Annotated in this window: 29 protein-coding genes and 1 tRNA gene; 22 read left to right on the top strand and 8 right to left on the bottom strand. The window is 67.7% G+C overall.

Features of this window, described 5'->3' with window-relative positions; translation table 11 throughout:
* Window positions 1-14: 14 nt before the first annotated feature.
* Window positions 15-1,193 carry a two-component system sensor histidine kinase NtrB gene (locus ACJMKX_RS03110; protein WP_405220893.1) on the bottom strand — a complete coding sequence of 393 codons (1,179 nt, stop codon included), beginning with the start codon at window positions 1,191-1,193 and terminating at the stop codon, window positions 15-17.
* A 149-nt stretch (window positions 1,194-1,342) separates the two neighbouring features.
* On the opposite strand from ACJMKX_RS03110, the gene ACJMKX_RS03105 reads away from it, so the two are divergent.
* A complete protein-coding gene (locus ACJMKX_RS03105; protein ID WP_405220890.1) occupies window positions 1,343-1,972 on the top strand; it encodes a glutathione S-transferase family protein in 630 nt (209 codons plus the stop codon).
* A 6-nt stretch (window positions 1,973-1,978) separates the two neighbouring features.
* On the opposite strand, the gene ACJMKX_RS03100 is transcribed toward ACJMKX_RS03105, so the two are convergent.
* Complete coding sequence (locus ACJMKX_RS03100; RefSeq protein WP_405220888.1) at window positions 1,979-2,455, bottom strand: hypothetical protein; 477 nt, start codon at window positions 2,453-2,455, stop codon at window positions 1,979-1,981.
* A 111-nt stretch (window positions 2,456-2,566) separates the two neighbouring features.
* On the opposite strand from ACJMKX_RS03100, the gene ctlX reads away from it, so the two are divergent.
* The 3 genes from ctlX to ACJMKX_RS03085 are packed head-to-tail and all read left to right on the top strand — an operon-like array spanning window position 2,567 to window position 6,191.
* Window positions 2,567-3,502, top strand: a complete 936-nt coding sequence (gene ctlX / locus ACJMKX_RS03095; RefSeq protein WP_405220885.1) for a citrulline utilization hydrolase CtlX — start codon at window positions 2,567-2,569, stop codon at window positions 3,500-3,502.
* Between the two features lie 17 nt (window positions 3,503-3,519).
* The gene (locus ACJMKX_RS03090; protein ID WP_405220882.1) at window positions 3,520-4,350 is read left to right on the top strand and encodes a dimethylarginine dimethylaminohydrolase family protein; all 831 of its coding nucleotides are present in this window, start codon (window positions 3,520-3,522) and stop codon (window positions 4,348-4,350) included.
* A 23-nt stretch (window positions 4,351-4,373) separates the two neighbouring features.
* Window positions 4,374-6,191 carry a M61 family metallopeptidase gene (locus tag ACJMKX_RS03085; protein ID WP_405220879.1) on the top strand — a complete coding sequence of 606 codons (1,818 nt, stop codon included), beginning with the start codon at window positions 4,374-4,376 and terminating at the stop codon, window positions 6,189-6,191.
* 6 nt (window positions 6,192-6,197) lie between these two features.
* Here ACJMKX_RS03085 and ACJMKX_RS03080 read toward each other — a convergent pair whose 3' ends face one another.
* Window positions 6,198-6,869 carry an SdpI family protein gene (locus ACJMKX_RS03080; RefSeq protein WP_405220876.1) on the bottom strand — a complete coding sequence of 224 codons (672 nt, stop codon included), beginning with the start codon at window positions 6,867-6,869 and terminating at the stop codon, window positions 6,198-6,200.
* Complete coding sequence (locus ACJMKX_RS03075; protein WP_405220873.1) at window positions 6,866-7,183, bottom strand: autorepressor SdpR family transcription factor; 318 nt, start codon at window positions 7,181-7,183, stop codon at window positions 6,866-6,868. The genes ACJMKX_RS03080 and ACJMKX_RS03075 overlap by 4 nt, the downstream gene beginning before the upstream one ends.
* A 169-nt stretch (window positions 7,184-7,352) precedes the next feature.
* Between ACJMKX_RS03075 and ACJMKX_RS03070 the strand changes: the two genes are divergently transcribed.
* From ACJMKX_RS03070 to ACJMKX_RS03050, 5 genes are read left to right on the top strand one after another with little or no spacing between them, the layout of a single operon-like run.
* Window positions 7,353-8,246: a DMT family transporter gene (locus tag ACJMKX_RS03070; RefSeq protein ID WP_405220870.1), complete on the top strand. Its 894-nt coding sequence runs from the start codon at window positions 7,353-7,355 to the stop codon at window positions 8,244-8,246.
* Window positions 8,247-8,295: 49 nt separating this feature from the next.
* Entirely contained in the window at window positions 8,296-8,955 is a 660-nt protein-coding gene (locus ACJMKX_RS03065; protein WP_405220867.1) for a glycerol-3-phosphate acyltransferase, read from the top strand.
* Window positions 8,956-8,961: 6 nt separating this feature from the next.
* Window positions 8,962-9,798 (top strand): biotin--[acetyl-CoA-carboxylase] ligase, encoded by an 837-nt coding sequence (locus tag ACJMKX_RS03060; RefSeq protein WP_405220864.1) that lies wholly within the window; start codon window positions 8,962-8,964, stop codon window positions 9,796-9,798.
* A complete protein-coding gene (locus ACJMKX_RS03055; protein ID WP_405220861.1) occupies window positions 9,798-10,559 on the top strand; it encodes a type III pantothenate kinase in 762 nt (253 codons plus the stop codon). The genes ACJMKX_RS03060 and ACJMKX_RS03055 overlap by 1 nt, the downstream gene beginning before the upstream one ends.
* Window positions 10,556-11,323, top strand: coding sequence for an SPOR domain-containing protein (locus tag ACJMKX_RS03050; RefSeq protein ID WP_405220858.1), 768 nt, complete (start codon window positions 10,556-10,558; stop codon window positions 11,321-11,323). The genes ACJMKX_RS03055 and ACJMKX_RS03050 overlap by 4 nt, the downstream gene beginning before the upstream one ends.
* A 58-nt stretch (window positions 11,324-11,381) precedes the next feature.
* Here the strand turns inward: ACJMKX_RS03050 and ACJMKX_RS03045 are convergent, their stop codons facing one another.
* The 3 genes from ACJMKX_RS03045 to ACJMKX_RS03035 form a co-directional block, all read right to left on the bottom strand.
* Window positions 11,382-11,897 (bottom strand): cytochrome b/b6 domain-containing protein, encoded by a 516-nt coding sequence (locus tag ACJMKX_RS03045; protein ID WP_405220856.1) that lies wholly within the window; start codon window positions 11,895-11,897, stop codon window positions 11,382-11,384.
* A gap of 16 nt (window positions 11,898-11,913) precedes the next feature.
* Complete coding sequence (hemG, locus tag ACJMKX_RS03040; RefSeq protein ID WP_405220854.1) at window positions 11,914-12,459, bottom strand: menaquinone-dependent protoporphyrinogen IX dehydrogenase; 546 nt, start codon at window positions 12,457-12,459, stop codon at window positions 11,914-11,916.
* A 129-nt stretch (window positions 12,460-12,588) separates the two neighbouring features.
* A complete protein-coding gene (locus ACJMKX_RS03035) occupies window positions 12,589-13,284 on the bottom strand; it encodes a hypothetical protein (RefSeq protein ID WP_405220853.1) in 696 nt (231 codons plus the stop codon).
* Window positions 13,285-13,391: 107 nt separating this feature from the next.
* Between ACJMKX_RS03035 and ACJMKX_RS03030 the strand changes: the two genes are divergently transcribed.
* From ACJMKX_RS03030 to ACJMKX_RS03020, 3 genes are all read left to right on the top strand, one after another.
* Window positions 13,392-13,467 (top strand) — tRNA-Thr (locus ACJMKX_RS03030).
* 120 nt (window positions 13,468-13,587) lie between these two features.
* A complete protein-coding gene (locus ACJMKX_RS03025; protein WP_405220851.1) occupies window positions 13,588-14,895 on the top strand; it encodes a mechanosensitive ion channel family protein in 1,308 nt (435 codons plus the stop codon).
* A gap of 176 nt (window positions 14,896-15,071) precedes the next feature.
* Window positions 15,072-15,272, top strand: a complete 201-nt coding sequence (locus tag ACJMKX_RS03020) for a hypothetical protein (RefSeq protein WP_405220849.1) — start codon at window positions 15,072-15,074, stop codon at window positions 15,270-15,272.
* Window positions 15,273-15,294: 22 nt separating this feature from the next.
* Here the strand turns inward: ACJMKX_RS03020 and ACJMKX_RS03015 are convergent, their stop codons facing one another.
* On the bottom strand, window positions 15,295-15,579 hold the full coding sequence (locus ACJMKX_RS03015; RefSeq protein ID WP_405220847.1) for a DUF4242 domain-containing protein: 285 nt from the start codon (window positions 15,577-15,579) through the stop codon (window positions 15,295-15,297).
* A 104-nt stretch (window positions 15,580-15,683) separates the two neighbouring features.
* Between ACJMKX_RS03015 and ACJMKX_RS03010 the strand changes: the two genes are divergently transcribed.
* The 10 genes from ACJMKX_RS03010 to ACJMKX_RS02965 all read left to right on the top strand — a co-directional run bounded on the left by ACJMKX_RS03010 (window position 15,684) and on the right by ACJMKX_RS02965 (window position 25,653).
* Window positions 15,684-16,622 carry a LysR substrate-binding domain-containing protein gene (locus tag ACJMKX_RS03010; protein ID WP_405220846.1) on the top strand — a complete coding sequence of 313 codons (939 nt, stop codon included), beginning with the start codon at window positions 15,684-15,686 and terminating at the stop codon, window positions 16,620-16,622.
* A 74-nt stretch (window positions 16,623-16,696) separates the two neighbouring features.
* Complete coding sequence (locus ACJMKX_RS03005; protein ID WP_405220844.1) at window positions 16,697-19,357, top strand: serine/threonine-protein kinase; 2,661 nt, start codon at window positions 16,697-16,699, stop codon at window positions 19,355-19,357.
* A gap of 100 nt (window positions 19,358-19,457) precedes the next feature.
* The gene (locus ACJMKX_RS03000; protein ID WP_405220842.1) at window positions 19,458-20,132 is read left to right on the top strand and encodes a tetratricopeptide repeat protein; all 675 of its coding nucleotides are present in this window, start codon (window positions 19,458-19,460) and stop codon (window positions 20,130-20,132) included.
* Window positions 20,133-20,308: 176 nt separating this feature from the next.
* Window positions 20,309-21,013, top strand: coding sequence for a dioxygenase family protein (locus ACJMKX_RS02995; protein WP_405220840.1), 705 nt, complete (start codon window positions 20,309-20,311; stop codon window positions 21,011-21,013).
* A 107-nt stretch (window positions 21,014-21,120) separates the two neighbouring features.
* Entirely contained in the window at window positions 21,121-22,854 is a 1,734-nt protein-coding gene (locus ACJMKX_RS02990) for a hypothetical protein (RefSeq protein WP_405220838.1), read from the top strand.
* 144 nt (window positions 22,855-22,998) lie between these two features.
* Complete coding sequence (locus ACJMKX_RS02985) at window positions 22,999-23,490, top strand: hypothetical protein (protein ID WP_405220836.1); 492 nt, start codon at window positions 22,999-23,001, stop codon at window positions 23,488-23,490.
* A gap of 15 nt (window positions 23,491-23,505) precedes the next feature.
* Window positions 23,506-24,273 carry a potassium channel family protein gene (locus tag ACJMKX_RS02980; protein ID WP_405220834.1) on the top strand — a complete coding sequence of 256 codons (768 nt, stop codon included), beginning with the start codon at window positions 23,506-23,508 and terminating at the stop codon, window positions 24,271-24,273.
* A 73-nt stretch (window positions 24,274-24,346) separates the two neighbouring features.
* A complete protein-coding gene (locus ACJMKX_RS02975; protein ID WP_405220832.1) occupies window positions 24,347-24,748 on the top strand; it encodes a cupin domain-containing protein in 402 nt (133 codons plus the stop codon).
* 31 nt (window positions 24,749-24,779) lie between these two features.
* Window positions 24,780-25,148 carry a cupin domain-containing protein gene (locus ACJMKX_RS02970; protein ID WP_405220830.1) on the top strand — a complete coding sequence of 123 codons (369 nt, stop codon included), beginning with the start codon at window positions 24,780-24,782 and terminating at the stop codon, window positions 25,146-25,148.
* Window positions 25,149-25,164: 16 nt separating this feature from the next.
* The gene (locus tag ACJMKX_RS02965) at window positions 25,165-25,653 is read left to right on the top strand and encodes a GFA family protein (protein ID WP_405220828.1); all 489 of its coding nucleotides are present in this window, start codon (window positions 25,165-25,167) and stop codon (window positions 25,651-25,653) included.
* The last annotated feature ends 57 nt before the right edge of the window (window positions 25,654-25,710 follow it).

The following is a 25,710-nucleotide window of genomic DNA, read 5'->3' as shown; positions in this document are numbered from 1 at the left end:
GCAGATCTGTGGGCTCAGTCGGCGGCGGGCAGCCAGAGCCGGAAGGTCGTACCCTCGCCGGGGCGGCTGTCCAGGGCCAGGCGTCCGCCGGCAGCCCCGGCGAAGCGCTGGACCATGGCCAGACCCAGGCCGCTGCCCTCGGGCTTGGTGGTGAAGAACGGCTCGAGGGCGCGGCGGCACACTTCCTCGCTCATGCCCGTGCCGGTGTCGGCCACGGTGACGAGCCAGCCCGGCGGTCGGTCGCTGCTGCCGTCGCCGGTCACGTTGCCGTCCGCCTCGACGGCGAGTGAGAACACGCCGCCCTCGGGCATGGCGTCCCGCGCGTTGATGGCCAGGTTCAACAGCGCGCTCTCGAAGCCGGCCGCATCCAGCCACACCGGCGCCGGCCTCCCCGCCGGGCAGATCCGGAGCTCGATGCCGCTTTCCAGCGCCCGCTCCAGCAGCGGTCGCAGCGCGCCGATGCGCTCGTCCAGGTCGATGCGCTCGGGTTCGGGCGTCTCGCGGCGGGCGAAGGCGAGCAGGCTGCGGGTGAGGTCGGCACCCTGCCGCGACGCCTTGCGCGTCGCCGCGAGCAGCGCTGCGAGGGGATGCCCCGCCCCCAGCTCCTGCTCGGCCAGGTACAGGTTGCCGTTGATGATGGAGAGCAGGTTGTTGAAGTCGTGGGCGATGCCACCGGTGAGCTGACCGACGGCTTCCATCTTCTGCGCCAGCACGAACTGCTGCTGCAGTGCCTTCATCTCCGTGATGTCGGTGAACATGCCTTCGTAGCCACTCAGCATGCCCCGGGCGTCGCGCACCGGGGCACACGCCGCCATCACGTGCACCGCGCCGCCGTCGACGTGGGCGAGCGCGAGTTCCATGCCGCGCACGGTCTCGCCCCGGGTCAGCGCCCGCAGCCACGCCAGCAACTGATGGCGATGGCGGAAGACCCGGCCCTGCGCGAGGCGGCGCTGCAGGGCGGCCGGGTCGGCGTCGCCGAGCATCGCGCGCACCGCCGGGTTCATGCGGGTGATGTGGCCGCGGGCGTCCAGCTCGAACAGCCCGGCCGGGACGTTGTCGTAGAGCCGCTGCCAGCGTTCCTCGGCCTCGCGCAGCGCCCGCTGCGCGCCCGCTTCGGCGGGGCGCCCGTCGTCGCCGCCACCGCTGTCGGCGGAGTCATGGTCGTGCGTGTCGTCCGTTGCGGGCCGGTTCATGGGCAGCGGCTTCCCTGCGGTCGTTGTCGGCCCGTGCAGGGCATTGCTGGAGGTTGACCCGGGGCGGCGCCATAATGCGCGCCACGCATGGCCGGGCGTTCCCGGCAATAGTACTGGGCCGCGGTCGGCGAGACGAGGGGAGGGATACCATGAAGTTCTACGATTGCCAGTCGGCGCCGAGCCCCCGGCGGGTGCGGATATATCTGGCGGAGAAGGGCATCGAGCTGCCGACGGTGCAGGTGGACCTGGGCGCCGGCGAACACCTGCGCGACGAGTTCCGCGCCATCAATCCGGATTGCACGGTGCCCGCGCTGGAACTGGACGATGGCACGATGCTGACCGAGTCCTTCGCCATCTGCCAGTACCTGGAATCCGTCTACCCGGATCCGCCGCTGATGGGCCGGGACGACCGGGAACGGGCGCTGGTCACCCAGTGGAACGCGAAGGTGGAGGCCCAGGGCCTGAGCGCGATTGCCGAAGCCTTCCGCAACCGTTCGCGGGGTTTCGCGGGCCGGGCGCTGACCGGCCCCGAGGGTTTCGAGCAGATCGCCGAGCTGGTGCCGCGCGGGCGGCGCCGGGCGGAGTTGTTCTTCACCCGCCTCGACGACGAACTCGCCGGGCGGGAATACGTGGCGGGTGACGTCTTCACCGTGGCCGACATCACCGCGCTGGTCACCGTGGACTTCGCGGGCTGGATCAAGCTGCCCCTGCCGGAGGGCGCCGACAATCTGCGTCGCTGGCACGAGGCCGTCTCCGCGCGGCCCGGCACGAAGGTCTGAGTCCGGTCAGCCGTCCGGGGCGCGTCCGGTCACGGCGGCTGCTGCGCCTGCGGTCGCGGCACCGGCCAGCGCATAGACGCCCAGCCAGGCCAGCAGCAGCGCCTTGGTGACCTCGATGGCCGCGTAGACACCGTGGGCGGCGGACGGCGGCGGTTCGCTGCCGGCGATGACCATCTCGGAGCGGGCCACGAGTTCGGGCAGCAGCCACAGGGTCTGGGCCGCCAGCATCGCCGCGAGTACCGCGGCGGTGATCCAGAACAGCCGGCGCCGCTCGGCGACCAGACCCAGCACCACGGTCATCGCGAACAGCACGAGTTCCGTGCGGTTCAGCGCCGTGAACACCACGCGGCCCACGTCGAAGGCGACGGGCCGTGTGAGGGTCGGCGCGGTGAATTTCACCGGCGCCTCGATGAACGAGATGCCGATCACGACCCCGAGCCAGATCAGCAGCACGGGGCCGGGGGAGAGGAGTATTCTTTTCATGGCGGGTCGTATCACTGTTGTCATGCCAGGGTTCGGCAGGCAATCTGAGCGGCCTCGAGGGGCGAGCATAGCACCCGGGCGCTGCCGGGCGCCGGGTGGGGAGAGTGCATCGTGAGTGAAGCGCAGTCGGCGGACGCGGTCCTGATGATCCGGCCGGTCCGCTTCCAGACCAATCCGCTGACCGCGGAGTCGAACAAGTTCCAGGCGGAGGCCCCCGTGGTGCCGGCGGACACCGCCCAGGAGCGGGCGCTGGCCGAGTTCGAGGGGCTGCGCGCGGCGCTGGAGGCCGCCGGCGTGGCCGTGCACGTCTTCGACGACACGCCGGAGCCGCACACGCCGGACTCCGTGTTCCCGAACAACTGGGTGAGCTTCCACTCCGACGGCACGGCCGTGGTGTATCCCATGGAAGCACCGAACCGGCGCCCGGAACGGCGCCGGGACGTGGTGGAGGCGTTCGACCGGGAGCTCGGCTACCGGGTGGACCAGGTGATCGATCTCACCCGTCACGAGGACGCCGGCCACTTCCTGGAGGGGACCGGCAGCCTGGTGCTGGACCGCGCCCGGCACCGGGCCTACGCCTGCCGGTCGTCCCGCACCCACGCGGGCCCGCTGGGGGAGTTCGCCCGCCGACTCCGTTACGAGGTGCTGAGCTTCGAGGCCGTGGACGCCGACGGCGAACCCATCTACCACACCAACGTCATGATGTGGGTGGGCGAGCGCATGGCTGCGGTCTGCGCCGAGTCCGTGCGTGACGCGGAGCAGCGCGAGGCGCTGCTGGCCGCGCTCGCGGAGGGCAGGCGCACGGTGCTCGAGCTCTCCCTCGCGCAGGTCATGGCGTTTGCCGGTAACATGCTCGAATTGCGCAATCGGGAAGGGGGCCGGCTCCTCGTCATGTCGGAACAGGCCCGGCGCAGCCTCACCGCAGAGCAGCTGGCCGCCATCGGGGATTACGCGCGCATCGTCAGCGCGCCGCTGGACCACATCGAGACGAGCGCCGGCGGCAGCGCCCGCTGCATGCTGGCCGCCGTCCACCTGCCGCGGCGCTGACGCGAAACCGAGTCCTTATGAGCAAGACACGCGACCGCATACTCATGTGTCCGCCGGACTACTTCACGGTGGACTACGTCATCAACCCCTGGATGGCGGGCAACGAGGGGGCGCTGGAGCCGGAGAAGGCCCGGCGGCAGTGGGAGAACCTGCGTGACGCGCTGTCCGAGTATGCCGACATCGAGGTGATGGAAGCTCAGCCCGGGCTGCCGGACATGGTGTTCACCGCCAACGCGGGTGTGGTCTTCGGCGAGAAGGCCGTCGCCAGCCACTTCATGCCGAAGGAACGCCGGCCGGAGGAGCCCCATTTCAAGCGCTGGTTCCGCGACCACGGCTACGAGCTGTACGACCTGCCCGAGGACATCGGCTTCGAGGGCGCCGGCGACTGCCTGCTGGACCGGGGCGGGCCGTGGCTGTGGACCGGCTACGGCTTCCGCACCGAGATCGAGGCCCACGAGCACATCGACCGCTTCTTCGACCGGGAGCTGGTCTCCATCCGCCTCACCGACTCGCGCTTCTATCACATCGACACCTGCCTCTGCCCGCTGAGCGAAGGCTTCCTGCTCTACCACCCGCCGGCCTTCGACTACGATTCCCGGGTGGCCATCGAGAGCCGGGTGCCGGACCACAAGCGCATCGTCGCCGACACGCTGGATGCCGGTAACTTCGCCTGCAATGCGGTGAACGTGGACGACCAGATCTTCGTGCACAAGGCGTCGAACCCGCTGAAGGCGCGGCTGATGCGCCTCGGCTTCGAGGTGAACGAGATCGATCTGTCCGAATTCCTGAAGGCCGGCGGCTCGGCCAAGTGCCTGACGCTGAAGCTCTCCGAGCCCCGCCGCCGCTGAGACGAGAACCACCAGGAGGTCCCATGTCCGAGGCCGCCCCCGAGGCCGTTCGCTATACCATTACCCCGGCCGAGCCGGGCGCCCATCTGTACCGGGTGAGCGTGACGGTCGCCGACCCCGACCCGGCCGGCCAGGTGTTCTCCATGCCGGCGTGGATACCGGGCAGCTACATGATCCGCGACTACGCCCGCCACATCGTCTCCATCGAGGCGGAGGCGGAAGACCGGCCCGTGGCGCTGGAGAAAGTCGACAAGACCACCTGGCGGGCCGCGCCCTGCCGGGGCGCGCTGACGGTGACCACCCTGGTCTACGCCTGGGACCTGTCCGTGCGCGGCGCTCATCTGGATACCACACACGCCTATTTCAATGGTCCCTGCGTGTTCCTGGTCGCCGAGGGCCGCGAGGACCGGCCGGTCCGCCTCGAGGTGCGGCCGCCGCCGGACGGTATCGGTGACCACTGGCGGCTTGCCTCGGCCATGCGTCGGGTAAGCGGCGAGGACTGGGGCTACGGCACCTTCGCGGCGGACGACTACGACGAGCTCATCGACCACCCGTTCGAGATCGGCGATCTCACCATCGGCGAGTTCGCCGTGGATGGCATCCCCCACGCCATCGCCGTGCGCGGCGCCCGCCGGTTCGACCTGGAGCGGCTGTGCCGGGACATGGAGCGCGCCTGCGCGGAGCATCACCGCCTGCTCGGCGCGCCGGAAGATCTCGACCGCTACGTCTTCCTGCTCTACTGCATGAGCGATGGCTACGGCGGCCTGGAACACCGCTGGTCGTCTAGCCTGGTGTGCAAGCGCTCCGACCTGCCGCGGGCCGGCGAGGAGCGGGTGAGCGAAGGCTATCGGCGCTTCCTCGGCCTGGTGAGCCACGAGTACTTTCACCTGTGGAACGTCAAGCGCATGAAGCCGGCCGCCTTCACCCCGTACGACCTCACCGCCGAGTCGCACACCGGCCTGCTGTGGGTGTTCGAGGGCATCACCTCTTACTACGACGACCTGGCGCTCGTGCGCTCGGGCCTCGTCGACGCCGCCGGCTACCTGGAACTGCTGGGCCAGACCATCACCAAGGTGCTGCGCACGCCGGGACGGCGCCTGCAGAGCATCGAGGCGTCGAGCTTCGACGCCTGGACGAAGCTGTACAAGCAGGACGAGAACGGCCCGAACAGCATCATCAGCTACTACACCAAGGGCTCGCTGGTGGCGCTCGCGCTCGACCTGAAGCTGCGCGCGGAGACCGGCGGCTGCAACCTGGACGTGGTGATGCGCGAGTGTTGGCGGCGCTACGGGGAGACCGGCGCCGGTATGCCGGAGCGGGCACTGGAGTCCATCGCCGAGGAGCTCAGCGGCCTCGACCTGGGTGAATTCTTCGAGCGTTACGTGCGCGGCACCGGGGACCCGCCGCTGGACGAACTGCTGGCCACGATGGGGGTGGGCTATCACCTGCGCAAGGCGACCGGCGGCGGCGATGCGGGCGGCAAGCCGTCGCAGAACAACCCCCAGCCGCTGCCCTGGCTGGGCGGCCGGATGTCGTCCGAGGGCGAGCGCACCCGTCTGGCCGTGGTGCTGGCGGACGGCCCCCTGCAGCGTGCCGGGGTGGCCGCCGGTGACGAGCTGGTGGCCCTGGACGGGCTCCGCGCCACGCCTGCGTCAATGCCGGTTCTGCTCCGCGGCTACCGCGCCGGCGACACGGCGGAGCTGACCGTGTTCCGCCAGGACGAACTGCTCACCTTCCCCATCACGCTGGCGGAGGCGCCGGCGGACACCTGTTACCTGACCCTGAACGAGGAGGCGGACGACGCCGTGCTGACGCGGCGGCGGGACTGGCTGGGGCGCTGAGCCGGCTCAGGCGGCGTCTTCGTCCTCGTCCTCGGGCTCGAACCCCTCCAGTTGCCGGTACAGCAGGAAGGAGTAGATCACCGGCGCGAAGCCGGCGATGAGGGCGCCCGCCACCGCCACCCGCAGGCCCGGCAGATACAGGGCGCTCATGAGCGCGGCGATGCCGGCCAGCGTAAACAGCCACGCCGCCAGCCGGTGGGTGCGTGCCCACACCTCGCTGCTCGCCAGCGTCCAGGGCGTGCGGATGCCGATGAAGAAGTTCTTGCGCACCTTGCCGAGATAATTGCCGAGTATCACGAACAACACGCCCAGCGCGCCCGTGATGAAACGGGGCATGGCCACCTGAAAGCCGGCTGCATAGAGCAGCGTTGCCACGGTGAGTACGACGATGAAGGCCACGAGTACGATTTGGAACAGCCGCACCACCTCCATGAACTGATCGGTGCGGAAGCCCTTCGGCGAGATCACCGGTATCAGCTTCATGAGCACGAACACCAGCCATGCGACGGCGGGCAGCAGGAAGACGCCCCAGGGCTTGGGTGTGTAGCTGTCGACGTCTCCCGCCGCGTTCCAGTGAGTGGGGATCAGCTCGGGCAGGGACGGGTACATTACCGCCGCGAATGCGAACGAGAATGCGATCAGCAGGATGCTGAGCCAGTCGGCCAGGCGTTGGGTCATGAGCGTTCGGTCTCCTTGTCATGGTCGCCGCCGTTTCCATCCGGGCTGCCGTCGGACCCGAACAGGTCCATGAACAGCGCCGCCACCTCCTCCATCACCGAGGCGTTCAGGGAGTAGACGATGTGCTGGCCGCGGCGTTCCGTGCGCACCAGATCGGCGGCCTTCAGGATGCCGAAGTGGTGCGACAGCGAGGCGCGGGTGATGGGGAACGCCTCGGCCAGTTCGCCCGCCGTCTTCGAGCCCTTGCGCAGCCGCCGCAGGATGGAGCGGCGGGTGGGATCCGCCAGGGCCTTGAAGACGGACTGTTGCTTCATGGTGTTATGATATTTCGAGAAACATCTAAATACAAGACAGAGCCGAAACCCGAGGCTGCCGTACCCGTTCATCGCGGCCATGGCCGGGCCGGCGTCCGCTCTTTAGAATGCCAGCCCTCGTGCTTGCAGAGGATCCTATGCCGCTCACCCGCCAGACAGGGCCCGCCCCGTGCCGCTGATACCGCCTCGAGCCCGCATTTTCCTGGGCGCGACGCTGATCAGCTTCTCCCCGGTGTGGGTGGCGCTGGTGGACGTGGCGCCGACGGCGAGCGCCTTCTACCGCATGCTGATCGGCGGCATCGCGCTCACGGTGTTCATCGCCGCCACCGGGCGCAGTTTCCGCTTCAACCGGGTGGCCTTCGTCGCCATCGTCGCCGCGGCCGTGTTCTTCGCGCTGGATCTGTGGTTCTGGCACCGCAGCGTGCTCTACGTGGGGCCCGGGCTATCCACGCTGCTGGCCAACTTCCAGGTGTTCGCCATGACCGCCGTGGGCATCATCTTCCTCGGCCAGCGGGCGAGCGTCTGGCAGCTGATCGCAATCCCGGTCGCCATGGTGGGACTCGCGCTGGTGGTGGGCGTGGACTGGAGCGTGCTGAGCCCGGAATACCGGCTGGGCGTCGTCTTCGGGCTGGCGACCGCGGCCAGCTACACCGGTTACCTCCTGTCGCTGCGCCGCGCCCAGGCGGAGAGCGGTCACGTGCTGCCGCGGGCGGAGATCGCAGTCATGTCGCTGGTGTGTGCCGCCGTCCTCGGTGCCATGGTGCTGGCGGAGGGTGAGTCCTTCGCCGTGCCCAGCGCTGCCGATGCCGGCTGGCTGGTGTGCTACGGCGTGCTCTCCCACGTGCTCGGCTGGCTGCTGATCGCCGGCAGCCTGTCCCGGGTGTCCACCGCGGTGGTGGGCATCTCGCTGTTGCTGCAGCCGCTGCTCTCCTACGTGTGGGAGATCCTGCTGTTCGGCCGGGTGGTGAGCGCTACCGAGATGGCCGGCGCCGCCATCGCGCTGGCGGCCATCTTCATGGGCTCGCGTCCGCGCCGCGAGCCGCAGCCGGCCGGGGGCGGGTGATACAATTCCACCGGCCCCGATGCCGCGGGCCGCACACCAGATCACTCGTATGCTGGAACTCGGACTGAAGGTACTCATCGCCTACTTCCTGGGCTCGATCATGGGCGGCGTGCTCATGGGGCGGCTGCGGGGTGGCGTAGATCTCGCCAGCGTGGGCAGCGGCAACGTGGGCGGCACCAACGCGCTGCGCACCCAGGGCAAGTTGTTCGCCCTCGGCGTGATTGTCGTGGACGTGGGCAAGGGCGTGCTGGCCGCGGGCGTCATACCGGGGCTCGATATCCCGGGCGTCGGCCTCGACCCCGTCGTGAACCGCCACTGGCTCACACTGTCGTGTGCCGGCGCTGCCGTGGTGGGCCACGTCTATCCGGTCTGGCACCGCTTCCGCGGCGGCAAGGGCGCGGCGACGCTGGTGGGCGCCTTCGGCGTGCTCGCCCCCGTCCTCCTGCTGCCGCTGATCCTCGTCTGGCTGGGCGTCATCGTGCTCAGCGGCTACGTGGGGCTCGCCACCATGATCACTGCCTGGAGCGCGGCGCTGATGATCGCCACCAGCCCCGGGCCGGCCGGCCGTCCCTTCGTGATATTCGCGCTGATCGCCGCGCTGTTCATGCTCTGGACCCATCGCTCCAACATCGCGCGCATGCGGGCCGGCAACGAGAACCGCAACGAGCGCCTGATGATCTTCCGTCCGCGCTCCGGCCCGGAAGCCTGACCCTCCATGCCGACCCCCGATCCCCTCGACGAGGAAGGCATCCGTGACGCCCTGCCCGGTGGCAGCGAGGCCTGGCTCGAGCACCTGGACGTCTTCGACACCATCGACTCCACCAACGACTGGCTGGCCGGGCAGACGCCGCCCGCGGCGGGGCGCCTGGCCGCCGCCGTCGCCGACTTCCAGTCGAAGGGCCGCGGCCGGCGGGGCCGCCAGTGGGACATCCCGCCGGGCCACGGCCTGTGCCTGTCCGTGGCCCGCGCGGTCACCGTGCCCGCCGACGGCATCTCCGCCCTGACGCTGGCCTGCGGCACCGCCGCCGCCGAGGCGCTGGAGTCGTCCGGCGCGGCGGACATCCGGCTGAAGTGGCCCAACGATCTGGTACTGATCGACGGCAAGCTGGGCGGCATCCTCTCGGAGATCGCCGGCCGCGCCGGCGCCGCCATGCATGTGGTGGTGGGCATCGGCATCAACGTCTCGCTGCCGGCGGGGTTCGTGCCGCCCGGCGACATCGGCTGGGGCCGGGGTCCCGCCGCGCTGGCCGAAGTGCTGGAACCGCTGCCGGCACGCAACCACCTGGCGGCGGCGCTGATCGACGCCCTGCAGGGCGCTTTCGACGCCTACGAGGCCGAGGGATTCGCGCCCTTCGCCGAGCGCTGGCAGCGCCGCGACTGGCTGCGCGGCAGCGAGGTGACCGTGCGTGATGCCGACGGCGAAGCGCGCGGCGTGGCCGCCGGCATCGATACCGGCGGTGCGTTGCTGGTGGACACGCCGGACGGGCAGCGGCGTATCATCGCCGGTGATATCCTGCGCTGCCGCCGTCCCGCCCCGGGCACCGGAAACTGATGAGCACCGCCCTCTTCGACATCGGCAACACCCGCCTCAAGTGGGGCGTCCTCACGGCCTCCGGCGAGGTGGCCGGCGCCGGCTACCGCACCCACAAGGAATGCGAGTCGGACAACTACGCCGCCGTGCTGGACACGCTGCCCGACGACATCGACCGCGTCGTCGCGGCCAACGTGGCCGGCCGGCGGGTGGCCGCGGATCTCTCCCGCGCCATCGACGAGAGGGCCGGCATCGACATCGACTTCGCCACCAGCCGCGCCGAGGCCTGCGGCTTCACCAACGGTTACGACGAGCCCGCCCGGCTGGGCGTGGACCGCTGGGCGGCCTGCGTGGGCGCCTGGAGCCGCTACCCGGACGAAGCGCTGCTGGTGGTGGACGCCGGCACCGCCACCACCCTGGATGCCATCGACTCCTCCGGCAAACACCTGGGCGGCCTCATCCTGCTCGGCCTCACGCTCATGGGCCGGGTGCTCGACACGGCCACCAGCGGTATCGGCACCGACGGCGCCGGCGCGGACGACCCGGAGCCGGAGAACCTGTTCGGCCGCAACACGGACCAGGCCGTGCGCAGCGGTGCGCTGGCGGCCGTCTGCGGCGCCATGGAGCGGGCCTGCCGCGTGGTCGAGGGCATCGATCAGGTACCCCGTATCCTGCTGACGGGCGGGGATGCGCGGCGCATCCAGCGCCAGTGGCACTACACGGTGGAGAACCGGCCGGACCTGGTACTCGAGGGCCTCGCGGCGCTCGCGGGGGCGGAATGAGAAACCTCGTTCTCCTGCTCGCGCTGGCCAACGTCATCTTCTTCGCCTGGAACCAGTGGGTGGCGGAACCGCCTTCCGAGGGCGCCACCCGCTTCCGGGCGTCCGATCTCGGCCCCACGCTGGAACTGGCGCCCGCGTCCTCCGGGGGAGCAACGGCGGCCGGCGAGTCCGGCATGGCCGGTCGGCCCATCGTTCCCTCTGCCGATGCCGCGCCGGATACCGACTTCACCGCAGAAGAGCCGGCGGCGCCGGCACCGGCCCGGCAATCTGCCGAAACTGCCGAAGCCGCCGCCCCGGCCACGGACGTCTGCATCAGCATGGGCCCCTTCGGCAGCGCCGAGACGGGAGAGGACGTCGTCGCCCGGGTGCGCGACCTCGGCGGCGAAGCGGGCCTGCGCAGTGCCAGCGAAGAGGTCTTCCTGGGCCACTGGGTGCAGATCCGCAACATCCCGAGCCGGGAGGAGGCCAACCGCCAGGTGGCCGTGCTGCAGGAGGCGGGCTTCGAGGACGCTTACCCCATGCCCGAGGACGACGGCGAGCGCACCATCTCGCTGGGACTCTTCAGTGACGAGGAGCGGGCCGAGCGACTCCAGCAGCAGGCTCTCGACTTGGGGCTGGACGCCGAGGTGGTACCGCAGACCCGGGAGGCCACCACGTACTGGGTGGACGTGCGGCTCGACCCCGACCAGGATCCGGGAGGCTTCGCCAGCGTGCTAGGCGTGGACAACATCGTCACCGGCCCGGACGCCGTCTGCCCGCCCTAGACGGGCGCTCCGCCAGAGGCTGACACGAGCCGGCAATGCCTGCCACCGCGGGCGAACGCTATTCGAGCAGAAACTCCAGCAGATGGAGCGAGGCGGCCACCGCGTGCACGATCATGCCCACCACCAGGGCGTCCGCGGTCACGATGTGCCAGTCCCGCCAGGCCATCGCAGCCCGCGAGCCTTCCAGCACGAACCAGCCGAGCCCCGTAAGCGCGGTGGCCACCAGCAGCACCAGCACCAGGCCCTCGATCAGCGAAAACAGCCCGGCGCCGCCCGGCTGGGGCAGCCGGCCCTTCGGGATGCCGACGACATCGCGCTTCACCTCCGCGAAATTGCCGGCGAGCCAGGGGAAATAATCCCGCCAGCGGCCGCCCAGCGTGTTGGTGGCGAAATAGGCAAGCCCCAGCGGCACCAGCACGAGGCCCAGCGCGATGTGGGCGTAGTCCAGGAAGCCGGCGGACTCCGGGATGCCCTTGCGCATCGTGATCCAGGGGCTGGTCAGTACCAGCCAGAGGGAGAGCAGCAGCAACACCAGGTGCTGGCTGTCGGCAAGCTTGTCGAGTACCCGGCGCAACGGCGGACGCGAGGGCTCAGGCGGCCTCGGCCTTGCCGAGGGCGGCGGCCTGCTCGGCGAAGCGGTCCACCACTGCCCAGTCCGTGTACTGCTCCTTCGTCTGCGGATCCGTCGGGCCCTTCGTGATCCACATGATGAAGCGGATGATGTTGCGGTCCATGGTGCCGTAGCGCTGGTAGTCGAGATCCCCGGCGAACACGCCCAGTAGATCCGGCTGCCAGGGACTCTTCTGCACGAACTGCTTCGTGTACGGGTTCGTCTCCGGCGTGTTCTTCTCAGGCTTTCTTGCCACCAGGTTCACGGAGAAGAAGGCGCTCGGCCGCTCGTCCAGCAGGGGCTTGTACCTGCGGATGAAATCCCACACCGGCGGCTTGTGCTTGCCGTTGCGAATGCAGGCGCCGAGGATGATGCGCTCGTACTGCGTGGGGTCCACATCCGGGTTCTCGAGCAGCGAGACCGCGTCCACGTCCTCGCCCAGCTCCGCCATGCGGTCGCGGATGCGCTCGGCGATGCGGCGGGTGTGCCCGTACAGACTGAAATACAGCAGCAGCGTCTTGGCCACGTCAGAACCTCGGTGCGTTTCCCGGAGCCGTAAACCCGCATGAGGATAGCCGAGCGGGGCGGCAGTTCAATACGGGTTTCCGTAAGTGGCCGTCAGTAAAAGCCGTGGAGGGTTGGGACTCAGGGTATTTCAGGTCGGCCGCAGGGTGTCCGGCAGGTCCGGAGAGGCGCTCTTGCCGATCACGATCGTGGTGCCGAGATACCAGAGCGCGAGCGACGCATTGAACAGCGTGAGCCACAGCAGATGGTCCAGCGGATACGGTGCCAGGGCGATCAGCATCAGGAGTGCGGCCTGGATCAGCACCGGATTCCAGAGAGCGAAGAGGCGTGGAAAGACGGTGACCCGGAACGCCGCGATAAGCACGAATATTCCCGAGACGAGAACGTCGCCTGCCAGGAGCAGCTTTCCGAACGGCTGGCTCAGCGAATTGAAGTAAGGCAGCAGCTCGGACTCCGTCTGTAATGCGCCGGCCACGAACGCCAGGCTACCGTGAAAGAACATCCCGTGGACTACGGTCAGTATCCCGAACAGCAGGAGTGCGTAGGTCTCCGGGTGCTGACGTGGGTTGAGGGCCGCGAAGATCTGCAGAACGCCGAAAATACCCAACGGGATGAACAGCACTGCCAGATAATGGCCCGTGCGGGCATCGGCCAGCGAGATCGCCTGGAACAGCGGTGCCACGTGTTCGAACGACAGGGAAGTGGCACTCACAAGGCCGATGCGCACGCCGGCGGCGAATCCCGAATACACGTCGGTGGCCATACCGGCGCAGTGGCCCAGTATTGCGAGGGCACCGAAGAGCATGAGGGCAGTCTTGCCTTGCATGGACATGGTTGGTGGTGATGACAGGAGCACGCTACCACAGCGAGCCTTTCTGGCAGGTGACGGCTGGTCGCGCCTTGCCTACAATCGACACCTCAGTCGACAAAGATGCCGGAATAGCTCAGCTGGCAGAGCAACTGATTTGTAATCAGTAGGTCGGGGGTTCGAATCCCTCTTCCGGCACCAAAAACCTTAGGGTGTATTCCGGTCACATGGTTTACACCTTCGTTCGCCGTTCGGCGGCCGATGATCGGCACCATACAGGCTCTGGTACAGTAATACCCGTCACTCTCTCCGGGGCGGGCCTTGGAAGAATATCTGGCACGAGCCACTGAATACGGTCAGCTAGCGCTCGGCTATCTGCAACAAACGGGCGTCTTGTTCCAGGCGGGGCTGATCATCGGTCTTTTCGCCCTTGCCTGGGGCCTCACCTGGTGGGCGAAGCCGCGGCTCGAGGAACGGGCGCGCGGCATCAAGGGTTATCCGGGCGTCCTGCGCCTGATCGTCCTTTTGCTGCGCCGGCTCCTCTGGATCTTCTTCGTACTGTTTCTCGGCACGGCAGACGTGCTGGTGCGCAGCATCGGCTGGCCCGAGAACGACATTCTGCTGTCGAACGTACTGCTGCTGAGTCTGGCGTGGCTCGTCATCTCGTTCGGCTCGCAGGTCATACGCAGCCGTGCCATCGGGCGCACGTTCGCCGTTCTCGGCTGGGCCTACGTCGCGGCCACTGTGCTCGGGATCACGGACGACATCGCCGCGGTGCTCGGGAATATCGGTTTCGAGATCGGCACCGGCGGCGCCAGGCTGACGCTGCTGGTCGCCATCAAGGCTGTACTGCTCCTCGGGGTGGCGCTGTGGGCCGCCACGAGCATTGGCAATTTCCTGGATCAGCGTATCCAGAAATCGGATGAGCTGACGCCGTCGCTGCGTGTGCTCATCGGCAAGGTGTTGCGCATCACGCTGGTGGTCGTCGCGGCGCTGGTCGCCCTCGGCGGCCTCGGCATCGACCTCACCGTGTTCACCGTCCTCTCCGGTGCCATCGGTGTCGGTATCGGTTTCGGTCTGCAGAAGGTCGTCTCGAATTTCATCTCCGGCATCATCATCCTGCTCGACCGCTCCATTAAGCCGGGCGATACCATTTCACTGGGCGAAACGTTCGGCTGGATCCGCGAGCTGCGGGCGCGTTTCGTCTCGGTGGTCACACGCGACGGCCGCGAATACCTGATTCCGAACGAGGACTTCATCACGCGTGAAGTCATCAACTGGTCGTTCTCCGACGATCTGGTGCGTATCGACGTGCCGTTCGGCGTCTCGTATTCCTCGGATCCTCACCAGGTGATCGAACTGGCCATCGAGGCGGCCTCGTCGGTGGACCGGGTGGAGTCGTCGAAGAAGCCGGTCTGCTGGATGACCGAGTTCGGCGACTCCTCGCTCAATTTCCTGGTGCGCTTCTGGATACGCGATCCGCAGAACGGCCTGACCAATATCCGCGGACAGGTGTTGCTCGCGCTGTGGGACAGCTTCAAGGAGCACGACATCAACATTCCGTTCCCGCACCGCGAGGTGATCATGCGCACGCCGGTGGAGGTGGCGCGGCGCTCGCAGGAGGATTGAGGTCGAAGCGCAGGCTGCCTGCGCACCTGTGCGAGGATCGTTCGGGGCGAGAAAAGCCCCTGGATTTCCCTTGGCCCGCCGCATTCTCGGGTGGTCTTACCTGCCGTTGGCCGCTTGAAATGCCGTCATTGGCGCCAATCTCTAGAGAGTGGGGCGTCCATCCAGGAGGAACTGCGATGACCGAGCAAGTGATAGCGATTTACAGCGACGCGAAGACCATCAAGAATGTCGAGGACGATCTCCGTGCGGTCGGCATACCCAGCGAGAAGATCTACCCCGACCCGGACAATCGCAGGATTCGCGTGGTGGTACCGGAGGCGGCGAGAGCAGAGATCCTCGAGATACTGAATCGCCACAAGCCTGAAGAGGTACGCTGATCGCCAGCAGCACTCTCACTGCTCAGTTATTGGCCGTCAACGGATCGATGATCTGTGGCACCTCGGTGATGCTCGCCACCGGAATCCCGCTCAGCTCGGCGTGCTTGCGCACGGTGTCCTCGTCCTTCGCCAGGTACACGCAATAGGTCTTGTCACCGCCCACATAGCTGTGTTGCCACTGGATGTCCTTGCCCAGCTGCCCGATGGCCTGATTCGAGGCCCTGGCGGCGCCGCAGAGTTCGGTGGGTGACATGGCCCCGATGCCCGGAATCTCGCGCTCGATGATGTATCGCTTCAGTTGGTCCATGGTTTTGCTCCCCCAGTGTGTGTGGGAGTCATTTTCTCCGATCCGACCGATCAATCAAGATAAATATTCTTCCTCTTAATAAAGCTAAGCTTTATTATCATCAGATGCCAGGGACGACGCATCTGAGAGGTTTGCAGGCGCTGGAGCTGGCCCTGCGCACCGGCTCCATGAAGGCCGCGGCGCAGGAACTGGCCATTTCGCCGGCCGCCGTCGGCCAGCGTATCCGCGCCCTGGAAGACTACCTGGGCTACGACCTGCTGGTCCGCGGCCGCTCCGGGCTGCGCCCGACCCGCGAACTGGAAGCGGCCATGGCGCACCTCGGCGCGGCCTTCCGCGAGCTGGAAACGGTCTCTCAGATTCTCGACTTCCAGCGGGTGGAGGAGATCCACATCACTGCGGACCCGGACCTGGCCGAACTGTGGCTGCGCCCGCGTCTCGAGGCGTTCAAGGCCGAGAACCCGAACTCGCTGTTCTGCCTGAACGGTATCGGCGACGTGCCTGTGCGACTGGGCGACGCCGACTGCGAGATCTGGCTCGGCCGCAGCCGCGGAGGGGAAGAGGAGCGAACCCTGTACCGTGATTACCTCGTCCCGGTGAGTTCGCCGGCCAATACGGAGCGCATCTCGAAGCTGCCGGAAGAGAGCCGGCTGGAGGGTTTCCCGCTGCTGCACCTGGACCGCTACACCCTCGATGCCGGCGAGATCGGCTGGAAGGAATGGATTCGGGAGTACGGTCATCGCCGCACGGCGCCGGACCGGGGCATCCGCTACAAGCGGGTGCAGCATGCGCTGGAAGCGGTCTACGCCAACGCCGGGCTGATGATCTGCGGCCTGTCGCTGGTGCTGCCGGAGTTGGAGAAGGGCAGTCTGTCGCTGCCCTTCGATGTCTCCAAAGGGCAGTGGACGCGCAACGAGTACCGTGTCGGGTTCCGGCCGGACCGACTGCGGCGCGCCTCCGTCGACCGGTTCCGGGAGTGGTTGCTGGAACAGGCCGGCGAGACCCGGCGGCGGCTGGCTTCTTACCCGGGCCTCGGGAGCCGATAACCGCGGGATCGGCGCATGGCGCCGCGGTTTCCGCTACCCTCCAGAGGGACGGGTAAGTCTCGCAGGATGACAGCGTGGCCGCCGACCGCTTCCAGCGCGTAAAGCAGATCTTCAATGAACTGGCCGAGTTCCCGCCGGACGAGCGCGCTGCGCGGCTGGATGCCGCCTGCGAAGGCGACGAGGAGCTGCGCGCCGAGCTGGAGGCGCTGCTCGCCGGACTCGCACTGAGCGACGATACCGTGCGTCGGGTAGTGGGGAGCGCTGCCTCGGATGCCCTGGGTGATGCGCCCCCTTCCGGCGCAGGCCGTGTCTGCGGCCCGTGGAAGCTCACGCGGCTGATCGCGCGCGGCGGCATGGGCGCGGTGTATCTGGCAGAGCGTGCCGACGGTAGCTATGAACAGCAGGCAGCGGTGAAGCTGGTCAACGCGGCGCTGATGTCGCCGCTGGCCCTGCGGCGCTTCGACGACGAACGGCGGATTCTGGCGCGGCTCCAGCACCCGAACATCGCCCGCCTGATCGACGGTGGCACCACGGCCGACGGCGAGCCCTGGCTCGCCATGGAATACGTCGACGGACTGAGGATCGACGAGTACTGCCGGGCCCGCGCTCTGGAGATCCCCGCGCGGCTCGCGCTGTTCCGCAAGGTCTGTGCCGCCATCGACTATGCCCACCGCAACCTGGTGGTCCACCGCGACATCAAGCCCTCGAACGTGCTCGTGGATGGCGAGGGCGAACCGAAGGTGCTGGACTTCGGGCTGGCCCGACTGTTCGAGGACGAGAGCAGCCAGGCGGCGCCGACTGTGACCGAGCATCGTGCGCTCACGCCCCGCTACGCGAGCCCCGAGCAGCTGAAGGGCGAGCCGCTGACCATCTCGACCGATGTCTACTCCCTCTCCGTCCTGCTGTACGAACTCCTGGCGGGCGCGAGCCCCTACGAGGCCACCGCCAACGACCCCGCAGCATTGCACTTCGCCATCTGCGACGGCGATCGCGAACCGCCGAGTTCGGCCGCCACACGGGAGAGCGGCGGCGGGTCGGCGAACGGGCGCGAGGCCGCGCGCGAGCTCAAGGGCGATCTCGACAACATCGTGCTCAAGGGCCTGCGCGCCGAGGCCGAGCGCCGCTACGGCACGGTGGGCGAGCTCGTCGAGGACATCGAGCGCTACCTGCGCGACGAGCCGGTGCTGGCGCGGCCGGACACCTGGCAGTACCGCACCGCGAAATTCCTGAAGCGTCGCCGCGCGCCGGTGCTGGCTGCGGTGGCCGTCGTCGCCGTCATCGCGACTCTCAGTGCGCTGTTCGTCGACCGCATCCTCACCGAGCGCGACGCGGCTGAGGCTGCCCGGGCGCGGGCGGAGCAGGTGACGGAGTTTCTCACCGATCTATTCGCCGGCGCCGATCGCTTCGAGAGTGCCGGCGAGGAGGTGACGGTGCGCGATCTGCTCGATGCGGGCGCCGCGCGCATCCGCACCGAACTCGCGGACCAGCCGGTGGAGCGGGCGCGGCTGATGCAGCGCATTGCCGATACGTACAACGCGCTCAGCCGCAACGAAGAGGCGGCGGCGCTGTCGCGGGAGGCGTGGGAGATCCGGCGCGAAGCCCTCGGTGACAGGCACGTCGAGACGCTCGGTTCGAAGCGGAATTATGCGGACTTCGCGCGGCTGGCCGGCAACGACGTCGACGCATCGATCGCCCTGCTGCGCGAGGTGCTGGCCGCCCAGATCGACACCGTCGGGCCGGCTTCCCACGAAGTGGCGTCCACGCGTAACGCCTTAGCCACCGCGCTGCGATTCAAGGGGGATCAGCTCGGCGCGTTGGAGGAGTTCCAGGCGGCGCTTGCGATCCTGGAGGGTCTGCCGCCGGGTCACGGCGACCGCCGTTTCCGGGCGAACGTGCTGAACCAAATCGGCAACATCAACGAATCCCTCGGCGACGTCGACGAAGCCATCGGCCATTACCGGCGGGCACTCGATATTCTGGAAGAGCGCGGCGAGACGAATCATCCCCTGGTGGGCGCGCTGCTGAACAACATCGGTGTCGCACTCCGTGGGCGGGGCAACCTGGAAGAGGCGCTGACGTACCTGGACCGGGCGGTGGAGCACACCCGTCGGGTCCTCGGTGAGGAGAGCGAGGACTTCGAGGTGCAGCTCTCGTCACTCGGCAGGGTGCTGGGTCAGCTGGGCCGCTTCGAGGAAGCCAACCGGGCGCTCGACCGGGCGCGCGGCGTGGCGGAGAAGCTCTACGGCACCGATCATCCGTTCTACGCGTGGCACCTGGTCAACAAGGCACGGATGCGCCAGCTGCAGAACGACCACGCGGCCGCACTCGCCCTGCTCTACGAGGCGATCCCCATCTACCGGGCCGCCTACGGCGACTATCATCCTTTCCTCGCCGCCGCGGAGATCGGCTGGGCCGTGTCCTCGTTCGAGACGGGAGACGTGCAGGGCGCCGCGGCACAGGCGCGCGAGACGCTGGAGCGCATGCGTGAGTATCCCGATCACGAGCGCCACGTCGAGGCGCTCGGCCGCAGCATCCTGGGCAGGGCGCTCGGCCGCCTCGGTCAGGATGCCGAGGCAAGGGAGCTACTCACCGGCGCGGTCGCAAGCCAGCGCGAGCTGTACGGCGACGAGCACCCGCTCACCGCGCAGACCGCCGGCTACCTCGTGGAGTTCCTGGACGAGCGGGGTGAGACCGGCGAGGCGGATCGGTATCGGCAACTGTCGGTGTCGCGGTAGCGCGACGCATGTGCCCCTGCCGTTAGCGGCTTGATTCCCCACGTCGAGTGTGGGTTACTCCGTAGCCGGAATCAGGTGATTTCTCCGGAGGTCTCTGCCCATGCCGTTAGTCCTGCACCTGTCTGCCGCCATCCTTGCCGTCGCCATGCTGGCTTTGCTGCCGCCGACCGCGGCCGCCGAGAACGACTCCATCTACGTCCCCCTCGACGAGATCGGTGTCTATTCCGCGGACGACTATTCCGCCGACGTCACCGATTGCGACCGGCTGGCCGGACATCCGTCCGACCCGAATTCGGTCACGGACGGCGTGAGCCGAGCCGGGATGGACAAGCCCGCCGCCATCGAAGCCTGCAAGAAGGCACTGGCCGCGGACCCGGACAACCCGCGCCTGAATTACCAGCTGGCCCGCGCGTTTGGTTACTCCGGCATGCATGCAGAGGCCGAACCGTACCGCGAGGCCGCGCTGCGTGCCGGCTATCCCCAATCGCTGTTCGTGATGGGCTACATCCTCGTCACCGGCTGGAGCGGCACGGAGACCGATCCCTGCTACGGCGGCGAACTCATCCGTCGTTCGGCCGAGGCCGGTCGCTATGCCGGTCTCGTAGGCTTCCCCTATTACGCGGTGAAGGGCACGTTCACCGCTTGCGACGGCCTGGAAGTCTCCGCCGCCCAGCTCGAGGCCATGCTGGACGCGGCCACCGAGCGGGGCCCGGACTACTATCAGGGCCTGCTGATCGACCTGCTGCGAGACCGCGTCAAGACCCAGTTCCGCTGATTCGCGAGCCCGCTCTGCAACCGGTCGGCCTTCCCCGGGCGCCGGCAAAAACTGCGCTCTTCCTGATCGGATTCGGACCGGGATCCTGCTTGTACGGATAAGGCCCACCGAATCACCGTCAGGGAGAGATGAACAGGCACCATATTTTCGATCGCTGCTCGACCCGAGTGACGCCTATGGGTCGATTCAGTGGCCGGAGACTTCTGCTCGCACTGAGCGGCTTTCTCCTGATGCCGTTGGGCAGCGCGCATGGCGACCTGCAGGGCCGGCATGGGCAATTGCTGCCGACGCCACAGGAGCGCGAGGGTTCGTTCTATCCCACCGCGTTTCCCGCCGACGTGGACAACGATCTGCTGCGCATCGTGCCGCCTCGCTCGAGTCCGGCGCACGACGCGCGCCGAGGAGCGGAAGCGGGTGGCCGCAGCTTTCCCCTCGCCGCGGGCCGCGCCGTCTATCTGTCGGGCCGCGTGCTGGACAGCGGCGGCGGAGCTGTCCGTGCCGCGCGGGTCGAGATCTGGCAATGCGACGCCGGGGGCGTATACCGTCATCCACGGGCATCGGGGCGCCCCGATCAGCACTTCGCAGGCTATGGCGTCACCACCACGGACTGGGCCGGAAGGTACCACTTCCGCACCCTGCGCCCCGTGCCCTGCGCGGAACGCACGCCGCACGTTCACATGCGCGTGACGGCGCCCGGCCACGTGCCGCTCACCACCCGGATTTACGACGCGGGCCAGCCCGAGCGTAACGCCGCCGATTCGATCTACCGGCGGCACTCGCCGGAGGCGCGCAGGCAACTGACCGTCGAATTCCAGCCGCTCAAGACGGGCCCCTCGGCCGCGATGAGCGCCACCTTCGACGTAGTACTCGCTCTGGACTGACCGATGTCGGCGCCCCGTCAGAGCCTCGTTTCCACTTGGGGTCGGTCACCGGCCCGAACTTGCGCCACCCGCCGCCCGCATGCCGGGCCTGGATTCATGGAGTCAGCATGTACCGTCTCATCATCCACCTGATCGCCGGCTTCGCACTTGCTGCGCTGTTCGCCGCGCCTGAAACCAGCCACGCCGTCGACTTCGCTGCCATGGAATGCGGCAGTCTCGGCCAGCCGGCGTGCTCGGTCGCGCCCGCAACCTACGAGAGTCAGAAACCGAAGGGCTGCCCGGACGGGTCGTTCTTCGATCCCATCAACGGCGGTAGCTGCTGGAGTTGCCCGTCGGGCACGGTCCGCCAGGTGACGCCGGTGAATTCCAGTAACGCCTGCCTGCGCCCGCCGGGTGAGACGACGGCACGGGCGAAACGTAACGGGCGCGGCACGGGCCTGATCGGCACCAATTGCCCGAAGGGCCAATTCTGGGACCCGAACGGCTATTGCTGGAGTTGTCCGAGTGGTTACGCCCGCACCGCCGCCCCCGTCACCGCGAAGAATGCCTGCACGAAATGGCGAGGTCCGTCGTTTGCCCGAGCCACGTTGCGCAAGCGCCTCGCCTGCCCCGACGGGTCCTTCTTCGACCTGACCCGTGGCGGCAGCTGCTGGTCCTGCCCCGAAGGATACGTGCGCACCCTGGTACCGGTGAACGAACCAAACGCCTGCGCCGCAGGCAATCTCGTGGCCGGGGCCAGCCCGGTGTTCGGGCTGTGCGACGACGGTCTTGCCAACGTCGGCGGACGCTGTTTCGAGCGCAACCGCTGCGGCGCCCTCGGCGAGCGTCCGTGCCTGCTCGTGGAGCGCATTCCTTCCTGCGACGCCGGATTGGCCGAAGACTTCCTCAACAACCGATGCGTGGAAGACCGCCTCGGCCAGACGGCCTGCCGGGCACTCGTCGATGCGCTGTGGGCCGGTCAGGAAGTTGCGGCGTTGCTGAGCCAGGCCCCCAAACCTGCCGACCTGCTCGACTTCGCCCTCGATCAGCATGGCACCACGGCAGAGCTAAGGCGTAAGGCCGAGGCCGCACGCCAGCGCGGCGGGGAATTCATGAGTGATGCCATCGTAAGCCGGGTCATTCCGGAAGCGGGCCCGATCCTGGCGAAGCTCAACGATCCCGCCAGCCGCCCTCTGGTCCGGGAGATGTTTTCCGCCGAGACGGTCTGCGGCGGTGATCTGGCGAGGATGGGCCGCCTGATCACGATGTACGATCTGGTGCCGCCGAGCCTCCTCGCGGAGATCGAGCAGGCGCGCCCGAACCCGGCCATCATCTTCGGCGCGCTGCCGATGCTGGGCATCTCGAGTGCCCATGCCGACGACAACTGGGACCCGATTCCCCTGGCCGACCCGCTGTGGCGACATTTCTTCATCGGCTACCAGGTGACGTTGTCCGGCGCCAAGGGCCTCGGTGGCGGCATCAGCATCATCGGCGTCACGGATCTTCGCGGCAATGGCGGCTTCTATCTCGAACCGCAGGCCAAGGCGGTGACCAATGTCGGCGGCGGTGCGGATGTTCGGGTCCTGTTCTTCTGGGAGGCAAACATGAACACTTTCGGAGGACTGGGGTTCGGTATCGGCGGCACCGGGCCCAGTCCAAAGGGTCAGGGCGTCGTGAGCCTGGGCGTGGACCTCATCCTCGAATCGAACCTGTTCCTGCCCGGTATCGGTCTCGGCGCCGGTGTCGGCAAGTCGAAGCTGCCCGTCGATGGGAGCCTCAGCGCGGCCTGGGCCTTCCCGCTCAGCCAGTACTGCGCCTCCACTCCCGAGAGGTCCTGTGATAACTGCAGCTGCCTGAAGTGAGTCGGCCGGTTGTCAGGAGATCGGTATTGCCGCGGCCGGATTGACGGATCGAAATGACACCCGGGCGATCTGCGTGCATTGATAGACTATTACTGCACTACGATCGCCGGGCTCGCCTCGGCACTCACTGCAAGGGAGGCGTTCATGAAGATCACTTACCGTAGCAATGCCATCGGGTTCGTCGCGCTGTTGCTCACCGCCTGCGGCGGCGCGGGCGACGCGCCGGAGTCTTACGTCGTCGCCGAAGATGCCGCCGGAGATAGCGCGGCAAAGGCCGCGGAGTCCGCAGCGTCGACACCCGCCGCCGCGCAAGAGAGTGAAGCGGCGAGTGGTCCGACGCTGACGCCCGAGTACCTGGAGGGCACCTGGTGCTTCGCCTACACCGATCTGGGTAAGGGCAACCGGGAAGAACAGAGCATCGAATACGTCTTCAACACGGACGGCACGCTCACGTATCAGCGCAATCCGACCGGCGGCGAGATGGATCCGGGCAGCTACGAGGTCCAGGGCGACATGGTCGACCTGCGGCCGATGTTCATGGTATTCGATCTCAGGATCGACTCCGTCGAAGACGACGAGTTCGTGCTGAAGGGCATGGGGCGTCACTTCTTCATACGCGGCGTCTGCCCTGAATAGCAACGGGAGTGACGATTGCTCGGCGCGGTATCGCTCATACTGGTCGTAACGATGTCGATTCTCATCACCCGTGTGGCCGCCATCGCGCTCATCCACACGGGCGTTACCCGGGAACTGGCTCGCTTCCAGGCCCGCTCCGCTTTTACCGGCGCGGGGTTCACCACCGAGGAGTCGGAGCGGATGGTGAATCACCCGGTGCGCCGCCGCATCATCATGTGGCTGATGTTCCTGGGCAACGCCGGCATCGTCACCGGCATCACGTCGCTGATGCTGACCTTCGTCAACGAGGGCGACGGCATTCCCAACTGGGTGAAGCTCGCGGGGCTGATCGCCGCACTAGGCGTACTCTGGCTGCTGGCCAGCAGCGACTGGGTGGACCGACACCTTTCGAATCTGGTCAACCGGCTGCTGTCCCGGTACACCGAACTCGACATTCGCGACTACGCCGGCATGATGAATCTCGCCGGCGAATACACGCTGGTGGATCTGCGCGTGCGCGAAGAGGACTGGCTGAACGGCAAGACTCTGGGCGAATGCAACCTGCGGGACGAAGGTCTGCTTGTGCTGGCCATCTATCGCAGAGACGACACGTTCATCGGCACGCCGCAGCCGGATACGGAGTTTCACGCCGGCGACCGGGTAGTGCTGTATGGCCGCCGTGACGCCATCGACCGGATGGACGAGCGCCGCAAGGGCGTCTCGGGCCAGGCTTCCCACGACGAGGGCGTGGCGGAACAGGATCAGGTGGTGGAGAAGGAGAAGCGGGAGGATCCGGAATCCTGAGCTCCGGACGGCCTGACATCGCCGGCCTCGGCCGGTACGCTTGGAGCGAAGGTTTCGGACAGGAAGATCCGCCATGGCAGGTATCGACATCGGGAAGCACCCTATCCATCTCGGCCCCGGCGCCACGGCCGAAGTGGAGCCCGAATTCACCGGCGACATGGCCTGGTACCAGGGCTACGGTCAGCGTCATGGTGCTGACGGCGTCGAGGCCCGGCTCGTCTCCATGCACTCGTTCAGTGCATCCTGGGACATGTGGGAAGTCCATCCCCATGGCAGCGAGGTGGTGCTCTGCGTCGCCGGCTCGATGACCTTGCATCAGGAGTGGCCGGACGGTTCGAAGCAGACGGTGGAGCTACAGGCCGGCGAGTTTGCGGTGAACGAGCCGGGGGTGTGGCACACCGCGGATGTGGATGGCGAAGCCACCGCCCTTTTCATTACGGCGGGACTGGGAACAGAGCACCGTCCGAGAGACTGACGCGGAGCGATCCGCCAGACCGGGAGAGATCATGGCCAGACTGATCGAAGCCCCTACCGTCGTACCGGCGGTCGGCGAGCCGCCGAAGCGCATCGAGGAGTACGTGGGACACGCCAACACGCCTGAGCACGCGACGGTGAGCGTCGCCCGCATGGTGAGCCCGGAGGGCTGGTCCGAGCCGGGCCAGCGGCCGGAGTTCGACGAGTTCACGGTCGTGCTGAAAGGCGCGTTGCGGGTGGAGACCGAGTCGCAGGCATTTACCGTGGGCGCCGGCCAGGCGGTCATCGCGGAGCAGGGCGAATGGGTGCGCTACAGCACACCCGATCCCGGCGGCGCGGAGTACGTCGCCGTGTGCCTGCCGGCATTCTCGCCGGCCACCGTGCACCGGGACGACGACTGATCACCGGAGACAGCTCATGAAACTCGAAGGCTCCTGTCACTGCGGCGCCGTGCATTTCCGCCTGCAGTCGAAACATCCTTATCCGTTCAACCGCTGCTACTGCTCCATCTGCCGCAAGACGGCTGGCGGCGGCGGCTACGCCATCAACCTCAGCGGCGATTCCCGCACGCTGGAGGTGGAGGGTGGCGAGCACATCACCGTGTTCCATGCCCGGGTGCCGGATAAGGCGACGGGCGGGCGTCGGGAGAGCCGGGGCGAGCGCCGCTTCTGCAGGCACTGCGGCAGTGCCCTGTGGGTGTGGGATCCGCGCTGGCCGAACCTGGTGCATCCGTTCGCCTCGGCCATCGACACGGATCTGCCGGAGCCGCCGGAGCGCACCCATCTGCTCACGGACTCGAAGGCCAACTGGGTCCCCGTGCAGGCGGAGGAGCAGGACAAGGTATTCGAGGGCTATCCCGACGAGTCCATCGCCGAATGGCACCAGCGCCTGGGATTAGAAAGGTAGGAGGGGCTTTAGCCCCGATACATTAGACAATCGGGCCTGAAGGCCCTCCTACGGGTT

The sequence above is a fragment of the Lentisalinibacter sediminis genome, from assembly GCF_040706615.1.
Classification (GTDB): Bacteria; Pseudomonadota; Gammaproteobacteria; order Steroidobacterales; family Woeseiaceae; genus Lentisalinibacter; species Lentisalinibacter sediminis.
Note: the sequence above shows the minus strand (reverse complement) of the source record. Positions and strands in the feature narration are given on the sequence as shown.